The 13,626-nt window shown below is 41.4% G+C and carries 16 protein-coding genes, 1 rRNA gene and 1 pseudogene (1 of these 18 running past the window's edge); 15 read left to right on the top strand and 3 right to left on the bottom strand.

The window, feature by feature from the left end; all coding sequences use genetic code 11:
* Positions 1-69 precede the first annotated feature (69 nt).
* The 9 genes from mug (at position 70) to A6749_RS01580 (ending at position 5,989) form a co-directional block, all read left to right on the top strand.
* Positions 70-570 carry a G/U mismatch-specific DNA glycosylase gene (gene mug / locus A6749_RS01620; protein WP_066384158.1) on the top strand — a complete coding sequence of 167 codons (501 nt, stop codon included), beginning with the start codon at positions 70-72 and terminating at the stop codon, positions 568-570.
* A 142-nt stretch (positions 571-712) separates the two neighbouring features.
* On the top strand, positions 713-1,015 hold the full coding sequence (locus tag A6749_RS01615) for an urease subunit gamma (protein ID WP_066384155.1): 303 nt from the start codon (positions 713-715) through the stop codon (positions 1,013-1,015).
* Between the two features lie 21 nt (positions 1,016-1,036).
* The gene (locus tag A6749_RS01610) at positions 1,037-1,366 is read left to right on the top strand and encodes an urease subunit beta (RefSeq protein WP_066384152.1); all 330 of its coding nucleotides are present in this window, start codon (positions 1,037-1,039) and stop codon (positions 1,364-1,366) included.
* Positions 1,363-3,075, top strand: coding sequence for an urease subunit alpha (gene ureC / locus A6749_RS01605; RefSeq protein WP_066384147.1), 1,713 nt, complete (start codon positions 1,363-1,365; stop codon positions 3,073-3,075). Before A6749_RS01610 ends, ureC begins: the two co-directional genes overlap by 4 nt.
* A gap of 10 nt (positions 3,076-3,085) precedes the next feature.
* Positions 3,086-3,541, top strand: coding sequence for an urease accessory protein UreE (ureE, locus tag A6749_RS01600; protein ID WP_066384139.1), 456 nt, complete (start codon positions 3,086-3,088; stop codon positions 3,539-3,541).
* On the top strand, positions 3,534-4,220 hold the full coding sequence (locus A6749_RS01595) for an urease accessory protein UreF (protein ID WP_066384129.1): 687 nt from the start codon (positions 3,534-3,536) through the stop codon (positions 4,218-4,220). Before ureE ends, A6749_RS01595 begins: the two co-directional genes overlap by 8 nt.
* Positions 4,221-4,242: 22 nt before the next feature.
* Entirely contained in the window at positions 4,243-4,854 is a 612-nt protein-coding gene (gene ureG, locus A6749_RS01590) for an urease accessory protein UreG (protein ID WP_066384126.1), read from the top strand.
* Between the two features lies 1 nt (position 4,855).
* A complete protein-coding gene (locus A6749_RS01585) occupies positions 4,856-5,680 on the top strand; it encodes an urease accessory protein UreD (protein ID WP_066384123.1) in 825 nt (274 codons plus the stop codon).
* Between the two features lie 90 nt (positions 5,681-5,770).
* Positions 5,771-5,989, top strand: coding sequence for a hypothetical protein (locus A6749_RS01580; protein WP_066384115.1), 219 nt, complete (start codon positions 5,771-5,773; stop codon positions 5,987-5,989).
* Between the two features lie 44 nt (positions 5,990-6,033).
* On the opposite strand, the gene A6749_RS01575 is transcribed toward A6749_RS01580, so the two are convergent.
* A complete protein-coding gene (locus A6749_RS01575) occupies positions 6,034-6,936 on the bottom strand; it encodes an urea transporter (RefSeq protein WP_066384111.1) in 903 nt (300 codons plus the stop codon).
* 194 nt (positions 6,937-7,130) lie between these two features.
* Between A6749_RS01575 and A6749_RS01570 the strand changes: the two genes are divergently transcribed.
* On the top strand, positions 7,131-7,793 hold the full coding sequence (locus A6749_RS01570) for an urease accessory protein UreH domain-containing protein (RefSeq protein ID WP_066384108.1): 663 nt from the start codon (positions 7,131-7,133) through the stop codon (positions 7,791-7,793).
* A 78-nt stretch (positions 7,794-7,871) separates the two neighbouring features.
* On the opposite strand, the gene shc is transcribed toward A6749_RS01570, so the two are convergent.
* Positions 7,872-9,734, bottom strand: coding sequence for a squalene--hopene cyclase (gene shc, locus A6749_RS01565; protein WP_153042993.1), 1,863 nt, complete (start codon positions 9,732-9,734; stop codon positions 7,872-7,874).
* Positions 9,735-9,876: 142 nt separating this feature from the next.
* On the opposite strand from shc, the pseudogene A6749_RS29345 reads away from it, so the two are divergent.
* From A6749_RS29345 to A6749_RS01550, 4 genes and pseudogenes are all read left to right on the top strand, one after another.
* A pseudogene (locus A6749_RS29345) lies at positions 9,877-10,363 on the top strand (DUF2515 family protein); the annotation flags it as partial.
* Positions 10,290-10,745, top strand: coding sequence for a CBO0543 family protein (locus tag A6749_RS01560; RefSeq protein WP_236719613.1), 456 nt, complete (start codon positions 10,290-10,292; stop codon positions 10,743-10,745). The pseudogene A6749_RS29345 and the gene A6749_RS01560, both read left to right, overlap by 74 nt.
* Positions 10,746-10,979: 234 nt before the next feature.
* A complete protein-coding gene (locus tag A6749_RS01555) occupies positions 10,980-11,420 on the top strand; it encodes a peptidylprolyl isomerase (protein WP_066384103.1) in 441 nt (146 codons plus the stop codon).
* Positions 11,421-11,547: 127 nt separating this feature from the next.
* Positions 11,548-12,300 carry an exodeoxyribonuclease III gene (locus A6749_RS01550; protein ID WP_066384098.1) on the top strand — a complete coding sequence of 251 codons (753 nt, stop codon included), beginning with the start codon at positions 11,548-11,550 and terminating at the stop codon, positions 12,298-12,300.
* Between the two features lie 56 nt (positions 12,301-12,356).
* Here A6749_RS01550 and A6749_RS28280 read toward each other — a convergent pair whose 3' ends face one another.
* Positions 12,357-12,494 carry a hypothetical protein gene (locus tag A6749_RS28280; RefSeq protein ID WP_161487105.1) on the bottom strand — a complete coding sequence of 46 codons (138 nt, stop codon included), beginning with the start codon at positions 12,492-12,494 and terminating at the stop codon, positions 12,357-12,359.
* Between the two features lie 500 nt (positions 12,495-12,994).
* Here A6749_RS28280 and A6749_RS01545 point away from each other — a divergent pair.
* A 16S ribosomal RNA gene (locus A6749_RS01545) occupies positions 12,995-13,626 on the top strand; it runs 918 nt beyond the window's last position.

Below are 13,626 nucleotides of genomic sequence, written 5' to 3'. Positions count from 1 at the left end.
AAAGAAACTGAAAAGATTGTGGTAAAATAAAAAAATATTGACTTCATTTTTTTGGAGAGGGTGGCGGCTATGAAAGAAGTAAATGACCGTATAAAAGAAAATTTAAATATTTTGTTTGTCGGCTTTAATCCGAGTATTCGGTCAAGTGAAACTGGTCATCATTTTGCTAACCCGAGTAATCGGTTCTGGAAAATATTATATGAGGCAGGCTTAACCCCTAGAAAGCTAGAACCTTTAGAGGATGATTGGTTATTAGAATGGAATATGGGAATCACGAACATTGTTGCAAGACCAACAAAGGCTGCAGATGAAATTACAAAAGATGAGTATAAGCAAGGCAGGGAAATATTAAAACAAAAAATTGCTAGACTACGTCCGAAAATTGTTTGTTTTGTCGGTAAAGGGGTGTATTTACAATTCAGCCGACAGAAGTCGGCACCGTGGGGTATGCAAAAGGAAGCAGTTGTCGATGGAACAATTGATTTTGTTGCTCCGTCTTCAAGCGGTTTGGTAAGAATGAAGATTGAAGAGATGGTGGAAATCTATAAAGGGCTTACAGCCTTACTTTAAAAAACAGCGATAAAGCAATAAAAACTTACAGACCTGAAAGGGTCTTTTTTAATTATTTGGATGTTTAATTTACCAGGATTATGGAGATTTATAATGAGGGTGGTTAATTTTAACAACACAGAAATTTAAAGGAGGCTTGGTGATGTTACTAGTACCGCGTGAGATTGATAAGCTTATGATTGTGGTAGCGGCAGATCTTGCAAAGAGGAGAAGAGACAGAGGGTTAAAGCTCAATTACCCTGAGGCAGTAGCCCTTATCACCTATGAGGTATTAGAAGGGGCAAGAGATGGAAAATCCGTAGCAGAATTAATGGAATATGGTGCCACCATCTTAAAGCGTGAGGATGTAATGGAAGGAATTGCCGATATTATTGACGATATTCAGGTAGAAGCAACATTCCCAGATGGAACAAAACTAGTAACTGTGCATGATCCAATTCGTTAATAGCAGCAGGAGGGATAACTAATGGAATGGGAACCAGGTCAATTATTTTTAAAAGAAGAACCAATTATTTGTAATGAAGGAAGAAGCGTATCCAAAGTTAAGGTAACGAATACGGGTGACCGACCGGTTCAAGTAGGGTCACATTATCATTTTTATGAAGTGAATGAATCCTTACAGTTTTCCAGGAAAGAAGGCTACGGCAAAAGGTTAAATATACCTGCCGGTGCTGCAGTCCGTTTTGAACCGGGCGATGAGAAAGAGGTTGAATTGGTTCCATATGCAGGTGAACAAAAAGTATATGGCTTTAACAACAAAACGGACGGCTCAATCGAAGGAGGGCATGGCAAATGAGTTTTGAAATGTCAAGAAAGCAGTATGCGCAAATGTTTGGGCCGACTACCGGCGATTCCATCCGGCTGGCGGATACCGACTTGTTCATTCAAATTGAAAAAGACTATACCACCTATGGCGAGGAAGTCGTTTTTGGCGGCGGTAAAGTCATCCGCGATGGAATGGGGCAGCATCCGCTTGTCACTCGCGGTGATGGGATCCCGGATGTGGTGATCACGAATGCCGTCATTCTAGATTATACAGGGATCATTAAAGCAGATATTGCGATTCGAGACGGAAAAATTGCCGGGATCGGAAAAGCAGGTAACCCATTAGTGATGGATGGAGTCGATATCGTCATTGGTGCTTCCACTGAAATCATTGCCGGAGAAGGGATGATTGTAACCGCGGGGGGCATAGACACTCATGTGCATTTTATTAATCCGGCACAAGTAGAAGTTGCTCTGACGGCAGGACTAACAACGTTGATTGGCGGCGGTACCGGACCTTCAGCTGGATCAAGAGCAACAACGGTAACTCCAGGAGAATGGAATATTCACCGAATGCTTGAAGCAGTGGAGGGACTGCCAATAAATGTTGGATTAACGGGCAAAGGGCAGGCAGCAACTGAAGAACCACTTGCAGAGCAAGTAAGAGCTGGTGTGATAGGATTAAAAGTCCATGAAGACTGGGGGGCAACTCCTTCAGCACTTGACCATGCCTTAAGGGTAGCGGATGAATACGACGTACAGGTGGCTCTTCATGCCGACACGTTAAATGAAGCAGGTTTTGTTGAAAATACGATGGCTGCAATTAAAGATAGAGTTATTCACATGTACCATACAGAAGGTGCGGGCGGCGGTCATGCACCTGACTTAATCAAATCGGCCAGCTTTATGAATGTACTGCCATCTTCCACAAATCCAACAATGCCATATACCGTTAATACAGTTGATGAACATTTGGACATGCTCATGGTTTGTCACCACTTAAATCCTTCTGTACCTGAAGATATCGCTTTTGCCGATTCACGGATTAGGAAGGAAACCATTGCAGCAGAAGATGTCCTGCAGGATATGGGGATTTTTAGTATGACAAGTTCCGATGCACAGGCGATGGGACGGGTCGGTGAAGTGGTACTTAGAACGTGGCAAGTAGCTGATAAAATGAAACAAGAACGAGGATCCATCCAAGGGGATGGCAAGCTATGTGATAATAATCGGGCAAAGCGCTATATTGCAAAATATACCATAAATCCTGCAATTACTCACGGAATTTCTGATTATGTTGGTTCCATTGAGGTCGGAAAAATTGCTGACCTGGTCGTTTGGAATCCGGCATTTTTTGGTGTGAAACCAGAATTGGTTCTAAAGAGCGGTTTTATTGTTCACGGAATGATGGGGGATGCGAACGCCTCTATTCCAACTCCTCAGCCGGTGATTAGCCGTCCGATGTATGCAACTACTGGTAAAGCACTGCCAAAGAGTTCGATTACTTTTGTTTCGCAAGCAGCCTATGAAGGAAAAGTCCATGAGAAACTAGGGTTAGAAAAAATCATTCTTCCAGTAAAAGGAATCAGAAAATTAACGAAGAAAGACATGAAACTTAACTCGGAAACCCCTGAATTATCAGTTGATCCGCAAACCTATGAGGTTCGAGTCAACGGGGAGCTTATCACAAGTCCACCTGCTAAAAAACTGCCGATGACACAGCGTTATTTTCTATTTTGAGGTGAAAGATGTGCTGATTGAAAGAATTGAAACAAATATTGAAAACATGGAAAAAGAAGAGATTATAAGGCGCCATATTGAAAAGGTATATCTAGATAGTGATCATCTGGTGAAAAGAATCCAACGGGTAACAACGGACCACGGCCGGGAAATTGGCATTCGTTTAAAGGACCCTCGTGACCTTGTTGCTGGCGATGTACTTTATATGGATGAGAAGAATATGATTGTAATTGATGTTATCGCAGATGATTTAATCGTTATCACTCCACGCAGTATCAAAGAAATGGGTACGATTGCTCATCAGTTAGGAAATAGGCACCTTCCAGCTCAATTCGAGGATGATGTGATGATGGTTCAATATGATTATCTTGTCGAAGAGCTTTTAAAAGAGATAGAAATTCCTTATAAACGCGAGAACAGAAAAGTAAAACAGGCTTTCCGCCATATTGGTCATAGTCATGGATGAAAAGATTCTAGCATTATTTCAGCTGTGTGATTCAAATTTTCCAACAGGTGCGTTTAGCCATTCATATGGACTTGAAAGTTATATTCAAGATAATACGGTGCATAATTTAGAGACCTTTTCACAATGGCTGCAGGTATACATTCATGAGCAGCTGATTTATTCAGATGGATTGGCAGTTCTTCTTACATACGAAGCATTGGAAGAAGAGAATTATGATAAGGTATGGAAACTTGATCGTTTATTAACTGTCCAAAACCTGCCTCGTGAGACCCGAGAGGGGGGCATGAGGATGGGAGAACGGATGTTGGAACTTGTCCAATCTTTATATGAGACACCGGTTCTTTCATTATACAGGGAGCGGATTAGTAAAAAGCAATCCTTTGGTCATCCGGCCATTGTGTTCACAATAGCTGCCCGCTATCTTGGTGTATCAAAAACCACGACGGTTCTATTTTACTTGTATTCTGTGGTTTCTAGTATTGTTCAAAATGCAGTTCGCGGTATTCCGTTGGGGCAAACAGCGGGGCAGAGAGTAATCCGTGATGTTCAGCCAATTCTCGTTGAAGCGGCACAGAAGATAGAGCAATTAGATGAAGAAGATTTTGGCATCGTCTCACCAGGAATTGAGTTATCCCAAATGAGGCATGAACGAGTAAATATCCGAATTTTTATGTCGTAAAAAAAGAAAGGGAGTGTTTGTATTGGATCCAATTAAGATTGGGGTAGGCGGACCTGTAGGAGCAGGAAAAACAATGTTAGTAGAAAAATTAACACGGCGTTTAAATGATGAAATAAGTATGGCAGTTGTTACAAACGATATTTATACAAAAGAAGACGCGAAATTTTTAATGCAAAACGGAGTCTTGCCTTCCGACCGTATTATTGGTGTGGAAACGGGAGGCTGTCCGCATACGGCCATTCGTGAAGATGCTTCAATGAATTTTTCGGCCATCAATGAATTAAAGGAGAAACACCCAGATGTCGAATTGATTTTTGTGGAAAGCGGCGGCGATAATCTTGCGGCTACATTCAGCCCGGAGCTGGTGGACTTTTCAATCTACATTATTGATGTGGCCCAGGGTGAAAAAATACCGCGGAAAGGCGGCCAGGGAATGATTAAATCGGATTTATTCATTATCAATAAAACCGATTTGGCACCACATGTCGGGGCCAGTTTGGATGTCATGGAATCCGATACAAAAGTCTTTCGCGGGGAACGGCCCTTTGCCTTCACTAATTTAAAGGATGAAACAGGGCTCGACAATGTGATCGATTGGCTAAAGCAAAATGCCTTATTAAAAGGATTGGCTTAATATGGGCGACTGGACAGGTGTTCTGCATTTAAATGCGGAAGATAGAAAAGGTAAGACAGTTGCGAAAAATGTATTTTTCCAGGGTGCATTTAAGGTAATGCGCCCTGTTTACCATGATAATTCCGGCCGGGCTTGTTATTATTTGCTAAATCCAGGAGGCGGCTATTTAGATGGTGACCGCTACCAAATGAAAATTTCGCTAGCGGAAAACGCAAAGCTGACCCTGACAACACAGGGAGCTACAAAGGTTTATAAGACACCAAAGCAATTTGCTTACCAGGAATCAGAGATTATTTTACAAGCAGGAAGTTACCTCGAGTATTTTCCTGATCCACTGATTGCCTATCAAAATGCTCATTTTAAACAAAAAAACGTGATTCGAATGGACCCTTCGGCGTCATTGCTTTATTCAGAAATTATTACTCCTGGCTGGTCACCGGAAGGAGAACGTTTTAGCTATAAAACAGTCCAGCTGCAAAATGAGATATACATGGATGAAGAACTAGTGGCTTATGATCACTTGAAATTGATACCATCAACGCAAAAAATCGGGGGACTTGGGTTCATGGAAGGCTTCACTCATTTAGGTTCGATGATTATCGTCGATCAACAAGTGAGCAGTTCTTTTCTTGATCATTTATATTCCAAACTTGACAGGGAGACATCTGATTATAAAGTCGGTCTTTCTATGCTTCCGGTACCGGGATTTACGGTTCGTGTATTCGCAAATTCGACACAGGTCATCGAACAAATTTTTTCAGAAATTCACCGCAGTATCTGTCACGAATGGTTTCAAACGAAACCATATTCTTTAAGAAAATATTAGTTATTAGAGTCTGACAATTATTTTAATCATCGCATACTGTTTTGTTGAATTGGAAAAACTCCCTTTAAACAGGTAAGGAGGTTTCAGCTAATGTTTGAAGATTTTGAAGTAAGTCAACTTTGGGAAGGCCATGTTCATGAACGCCCACAATTTTCCCTAAGTGTACAGGGCAATGAATATAAAGGTATGGTTCATGATGATAAAATTCATTGGTTCCATCCACATCCCAAACAAACACTTGAAGAGGAACATGTTAGTGCCATTGAATCTAAGGTTTTTGATATGATAAGCGACCAACTGGAAGAATGAAACAAGCATCCCGGGAATGAACCGGGATGCTTTCTTATTGGCTATTATATAGAAGGGAGGATTTTTCGGGCTCCTAAAAAAATCCAGGTACAAAGGACAAATGGCATGGTTAGTGCTGGAAGTCCATAAGGCAAAAGCCAAGTAACAACACTTGCTGTTATCGGAACGGTTAAACAAGCAGCAATAATGCCGGTTATCAGCACGTGCTTAGAATCCCCATTGAAAACAATGGATACTGCAAGTATGGTTAAAATGGCATTGTATCCATAAAGCCCCATAAAAATCAATGAATGTTCGCCGCCAAGTCCGTATGAGGTTAACAATGCGGCAAGATTACCGATGATGGCGTAAACACCTAGTCTCCATCCAGCCCAAAATACGGCAACAAAAAGCAATACTCCAGAAAGCGTATTGTCAAGAAAGAAAATTTGTCCAATCCCATTTACGGCTCCGTCCAGCCAATTGGTCTCTCCTTTAATATTAAGTGTCCAATTAGATAAGGATTGCGGCGTAAGCTCCGGGCTAATCTTGAAGGTAACCAGTCTGTATGTAGTTAGCAGCAAGAACCATGTAAGGACAATAAAGGGAAATGTCAAAACAGGAATTCCACTTTGCCGCATAAAGTGCACCATGGCTGCTGTAAATAGCGCGGCAACTGCAGCACCGGCTATGGCAATCAACCATCGATCATCGCTGCTTAAAAATAAGGATAAAGCCATCCCGGTCAAAACTGAGTTATATCCGTATAAGCCTTGATTGACGCTTTCCTCTTCAGCACCGCCTAATTTACCAATTAATGTTCCAACAATGCTTGATAAAAGAGTGATTATCCCTAATGAATAGGAAGCAATCGTTATGGCTGCTAAGATAATAAAGCCAGAGACAGTATTTTCAATTAAAATGACTTGAGAGATTCCTTTTAAGGATGTTCTAACGAGCCAGCTCAATTTGTTCTTATCTATTGATCATCACTCCTTTGCAGATCAGGAAATTGAGTTTGGTAAAACAAATACTGTTTAATAGTGTTTCCTTAGCTCCTTTTTTTTATGAAGAATTTTACTTTAAATAAAAATTCGATGGTTATTTTAGAAGGGTTGTCATAGTAATCTATATAAGGAAATTTTTTTGAAGGAGGGCTATTATGGAGATTACACTTTTATCAATATTAGCGCTTGGATTTATTTTAGGGCTGAAGCATGCAATTGAGCCTGATCATGTCATCGCTGTCACAACAATTGCCAGTCAAAGCAAAAAACTATGGAACGCCTCCCTAGCCGGGGTATTTTGGGGGATTGGCCATACTGCAACATTGTTTATTATCGGGATCATATTAATACTAATCAAAAACGATATTTCCGATAAATGGTCCATGTCGTTAGAGTTTCTAGTCGGAATTATGCTCGTTTATTTAGGGATTGTCAGTATCCTTTCCTTTAGAAAGAGCGGCAGAGAGGAAGGACATACCCATACGGACAAGTCTTACATAAAAGGGTCATATATGAAATCAGTGGTAATTGGATTGATTCATGGACTTGCAGGCAGTGCGGCGATGGTTCTCCTGACGATGAGTACTGTGCATTCTGTATGGGAAGGGGCATTATATATTTTAATCTTTGGATTAGGAACCATTACAGGGATGCTCACTTTTACAACGATTATCGGTCTTCCTTTTGTATTAAGTACAAAGCGAAAGAAAATAAATCGGTCACTTACATTAACAGCCGGTATTGTTAGTACCGTATTTGGGGTATATTACATGTACAATCTTGGGGTGACGGAAGGGTTATTTGCACTTTGGATCTAAGAATTGAATGTGGGCGAGAAAACAATAGTGACGGTAAGGATGGTGGTCCTTTGTCGTCACTATTTTTTATTTGTTTTATTATTGAAACTTCCTCTGATAATGGGACAGTGTGAGAAGCGGGAAAATATAGCGGTAACTGTGATAATGTATATAAAAGGCCCCGCCCATTCCTTGTCCTTTAGGGTAATCGGTTGTCCAGTCGTCCTTATTTAAAGAATTCATTAAATAGGTAATTCCCCGCTCGATTTCGACATTAGGCTGATCTGACACCGTTATTAAGGCATCCAACGCCCAAGCCGTATGGACGATGGTGCTTGTGCCAAGCGGAATATATTTGTTTTGAATATCGCTGTGGCAGGATTCCCCCCAGCCGCCATCGTTATTTTGAATTCTTCGTAGCCAGCTGATTGCTTTCCCAATGGATGAATCACTATTCGGTATTCCTGCTGCCTTCAGCCCGGTAATGGCCGCCCATGTTCCGTAAATATAACAGATTCCCCATCTTCCGTACCAGGAACCATCTTTCTTTTGGTCTTTTTTTAGCCACGTAATGCCGTTTTTTATTGCTTCGTGGTTTCGCGAAAGGTTTGTATAATTACCGAAAAACTCAAGCGTTCTTCCGGTAAGATCGGCGCAGGAAGGGTCCATTAACAAGAATTTTGCTTTTTCCAGCGGCAGATTTTCTACTAGTTTGGAATCAGCATTCCTCTCAAATGCCGGCCATCCTCCATCGTTGTTTTGCATTGATAGTGCCCAGCTGATGCCCCGTTCCCAAGCAGCGTTTTCAGGCGGCACAATCCTAGAAATCGATCTTAAAGATGCGGTGGTATCATCGACATCAGGCAGGATGGTATTAATGTTAGAAAAGCCCCAGCCCCCCGGAAGACTATTAGGATTATGAATCACCCAATCACCAAATTTATGTTGCTGCCTGCTGAGCAGATAACGGTTGGCCTTCTGCACCATCGGGTCATCAGGGGAGATACCAGCTGATTGCAGGGCAAACCCAATCAACGAGGTATTCCACAGATCCGCGGTGGTGTATTGCATATGCGGCAGCCCTTTGATCTCACATTGCATCGACTTAATTCCCGAGATCGCTTTCGTAATAATGGGATCGGTTTTCTTATAACCTAGTGAAAGTAAGGCAAAAATCATTAAAAATGTACTGCTGTAATAGCTGCAAAATGTGCCATCTGGTTCAATACGGTCAAGCATGTATTTTTTTGCTCGTTCGAATGCTAATGGGCGGAGCTCTTCAGGAAGACCGTTTAAGTTTTTCACCCCATCTCCGATAAAAGATAAAAAAGAACGCAACTTGCTAGAGCGAATCCACAACGATTCACCATAACGGTTCAAATTTAATTCCGACAGGTCCGGAGTTTGTGCCGGTTTTAGTGTGAATTTATTGGTGGCAAGAATCATGATTGGGGCTAGGTTTGCTCTCCCAAAAACAGAGAACGAATAGAAATTGACTGGAAAATTTAGCGGCAGCAGAATCAATTCAATCGGCACCGGTGAATCCGACGGCCATTCATATTGACCAGTTATAGCAAGCATGATTTTCGTGTATAAACCGACCTCATTTATGCCGCCATGAGATAATATAAACTTTTTTGCCGCCAGTAATTTGGGGTCAGTTTTGGGGTAATAACCTGAATATAATAGCGCATAGTACGCATCGAGTGTGGCGGTCACATTTCCATCGTCTTCATCATAAAATAGTTTCCAGGCGCCGTTTTTCTCCTGCCTGCTGAGAATTCTCCTGCAGAGGCCTTGTATCAATTCCTCATCATGTATTTCCAAAGTTCGTAATAAAATGATCATATAAGCATCGGTTGAAATGCCTGTTTCAAATGGATCATCCCAAGAGCCGTCGGGAGACTGTTTTTTTCTTAATGTTTCAATAATCCAATCTATTCCATTTCTTGTATCAACCATTATTCCATCCATCCTCTCCCATAAATTTCCCTAGGCTATACATATTCCTTTTGTGCAAGACCCATTCATGAGGGGAGGGAGTTTGTCATTTTTTTAACAGAAACCGTGAAAAACAGCCGCTTGACAGCATACGGGATGAACTGAAAAGAAGAGCAAAAACGCCTTTTTAGAACGGGGAAATTGGCTGATTTTTCAAGACGTGTATCCGCAATTTTTGCTTTATGAAGAGAGTTTAAGGCGAAATCAACCATTGCTTTATCTATTAACCTATTTAAATATTTCTACCTTCATGGAAACGATCTGGTATCATTTTTGGCGGAATCCGGATCCATATATTCTTTGCATCCGCACTAGTCATTAATGAACAAAGCTATTTGGAAAAAAGGTTATATTCTATCCTGTTTGCTAATAAAGATTTCCTAAGACAAGTTGTTGAATGGGCGAAAACGCATCCACATAGGCTCCCGGAAGCGGAAAAGGGAGATTGGTTTGAAGACTTTCAGGTAGCGGACTAATTAGTGGATGACGCTGTTGTGATGGATGGGGAGATAAAAAATGAATATTGCAAAACACTTGAACGACTCGAAACCGCAGCTTTGGCGAAAAAAACAATTAACTTTCTGGAGTAAGAAATATATTCCCGGTGCACTTCTGGCGGCACTCCTGGGAACCTATCTAGACATAATCCTTGTAGGAGTTGGGGTGTATGAATTCCCTCTGCGGCCATTTCCGCAGCTCTTTCCTGTTAATATTCTATTTACCTTAGTGGTTCTGCCGCTTTGTGTCATGGCTATATTGCATTATACTTCACAGGTAAACAAATGGGGGAGAAGGGGCATTCTGCTCTTTGTCAGCTTATTGGTGCCGATTCTTGAAAAATTAGCCGAAGAACTTGGTTTCTTTGTCCATACTGACAGCTGGCAGCATATTTATTCGTTTGTTGGTTACCTGCTATTTCTAAGCATAATCGATGCGTTCCATCATTTGTTGGAGAAAAGAAGCGGGAAATAAAAAAGCCGGGACATGGGTCACGGCTTTTGGTTTATTATTGTTAAGAGAGGGACGTCCTGTCCGTCCGTACAGTGGTTAAGTGTCCCGCAACAAGCGAAATGTTCGAACAGGACCATCCCTCCCTTATATTTTACCACAGGTTCATTGGAATTATGACGGATCAGGGGACATGACTTTATTTTCTTTTTCGAAAAGTGTATGATAGAAATGATTTTTACATAAGGAGTGGTTATTTTGGCTAAAAAAGGATACATATTAATGGAAAATGGAGAAAAAATCGAATTTGATTTATTTTCAAATGAAGCACCTGGAACGGTAGCGAATTTTGAAAAATTGGCGAATGAAGGCTTCTACAACGGTGTCATTTTCCACCGTGTCATTCCAGGCTTTGTAAGTCAGGGAGGGGACCCAACAGGAACAGGTATGGGCGGCCCTGGTTACACAATCAAATGTGAAACTGAAGGAAACCCACACAAACATATTCCAGGCGCACTTTCAATGGCGCATGCTGGAAGAGACACAGGTGGCAGCCAATTCTTCATCGTTCATGATTCACAGCCTCATTTAGATGGTGTTCATACGGTATTTGGACTGGTTACCTCTGGTTTAGAAACAGCAAGAAACATGAGAAACGGCGATAAAATGGTAGAAGTTAAGGTTTTTGATGTTGAATAAATGAGGCAGGAGGGCTAATATAATTAGCTCTCTTTTTTTGGTATAGCATGCGTATTACTTTTAACCTTTTTCTTTAACTGGTACAATGTCTTCTATCAAACTACTGATTGAAGAAGAGGAATACAAAATGAAATTCGTATCTTGGAATGTAAACGGTCTTAGAGCTTGTGTGAAGAAAGGTTTTTTAGATTATTTTCATCAGGTAGATGCAGATATTTTCTGCGTACAGGAAACGAAATTGCAAGAGGGGCAAATTGATTTAGAATTAGACGGGTATTACCAATATTGGAACTATGCTATTAAGAAAGGGTATTCGGGAACCGCGGTGTTCACGAAGGTGGAACCAATTTCCGTACGATATGGGTTATGTGCCGACGAATCAGAAGACGAGGGAAGGATTCTTACTTTGGAGTTTGAAGATTTTATCCTTGTCAATGTCTATACCCCAAACTCGCAGCGGGACTTAGCGCGATTAACATATCGCTTGGAGTGGGAGGACCGGATTCGCGAATATCTTAAAGAACTTGCTTTGGCTAAGCCTGTCATCCTTTGCGGCGATTTAAACGTAGCCCACAGTAAAATTGATTTACGAAATGCAAAATCAAATGTTGGCAACTCTGGTTTTACAGATGAGGAACGAGGGAAAATGACCGCATTGCTCGATGCTGGATTTGTTGACAGCTTCCGTCATTTTTACCCTGATCAAGAGGGATCTTACACTTGGTGGTCTTACATGAATAAGGTGAGAGAAAGAAATATTGGCTGGCGGATTGATTACTTTATCGTATCGGAGTCCTTCCGCAGCCGTCTTAAAAATGCTGAAATTCATTCTGATGTAATGGGAAGCGATCATTGCCCAGTACTCCTAGAAATTAAATAATTCGATTATCAAAAACCCTTTACAAATACATTGCTTATTTGTAAAGGGTTTTTCGGTTAAATTTCATTCAAAGCGGTCCCGATCTCATCAAACTCCGGCATTCTCTCACTCTCAGACGAAAATTCCTCCCGCTCCTGATCCGCCGGATTCACAAACCCTTTATCCTCACCTTTTTTAAACTCATTCATGTTCATTTTCTCAACACTCCTTTTTTAGCTTCTGAAACATGGGGACGGTGCTTGTGCCTTCATTAATTTTTCCTTTTAAAACCAAACTAAACCATTTTAATTAAAATATTGTTTGAATAAGCAGTATGTGTATGATAAAAATCGCAAAATTTGCTGTCTTAATTTCTGGTAATAGTAAGAATCATTGTTGGTGCTATTGGTTTGGTTTTTTAAGATGAATAATATTATTGAATCAGTGTTAAAAAATTATTGTTGACGAACAGTGAAATGGGGAGTAATATAATGAATGTCTTCATTACGAGATATTATTCAACTTAAATGTATGAGTTGAAATGAGTTTAGAAATGTTGACAACGACAAATTATTATGTTACTATATTTTTTGTCGCTAATTGAAAGATTAGTAGATTGTTCTTTGAAAACTAAACAAACAAAAACGTCAACAAACAATAATTATTCATCTCTTTATGAGATGAAGCCAACGTAAAATTTATGAGCTAATCAACTTTCTTGGAGAGTTTGATCCTGGCTCAGGACGAACGCTGGCGGCGTGCCTAATACATGCAAGTCGAGCGAACTTGCGGGAGCTTGCTCCCAAAAGTTAGCGGCGGACGGGTGAGTAACACGTGGGCAACCTGCCTGTAAGACTGGGATAACTTCGGGAAACCGGAGCTAATACCGGATAATTCTTATCAACACATGTTGGTAAGCTGAAAGTCGGTTTCGGCTGACACTTACAGATGGGCCCGCGGCGCATTAGCTAGTTGGTGAGGTAACGGCTCACCAAGGCAACGATGCGTAGCCGACCTGAGAGGGTGATCGGCCACACTGGGACTGAGACACGGCCCAGACTCCTACGGGAGGCAGCAGTAGGGAATCTTCCACAATGGACGAAAGTCTGATGGAGCAACGCCGCGTGAGCGATGAAGGCCTTCGGGTCGTAAAGCTCTGTTGTTAGGGAAGAACAAGTATCGGAGTAACTGCCGGTACCTTGACGGTACCTAACCAGAAAGCCACGGCTAACTACGTGCCAGCAGCCGCGGTAATACGTAGGTGGCAAGCGTTGTCCGGAATTATTGGGCGTAAAGCGCGCGCAGGCGGTCCTTTAAGTCTGATGTGAAAGCCCACGGCTCAACCGT

The sequence above is a fragment of the Neobacillus mesonae genome (assembly GCF_001636315.1).
GTDB lineage: Bacteria > Bacillota > Bacilli > Bacillales > Cytobacillaceae > Neobacillus > Neobacillus mesonae.
This window is presented reverse-complemented; position numbering and strand designations above follow the sequence as displayed.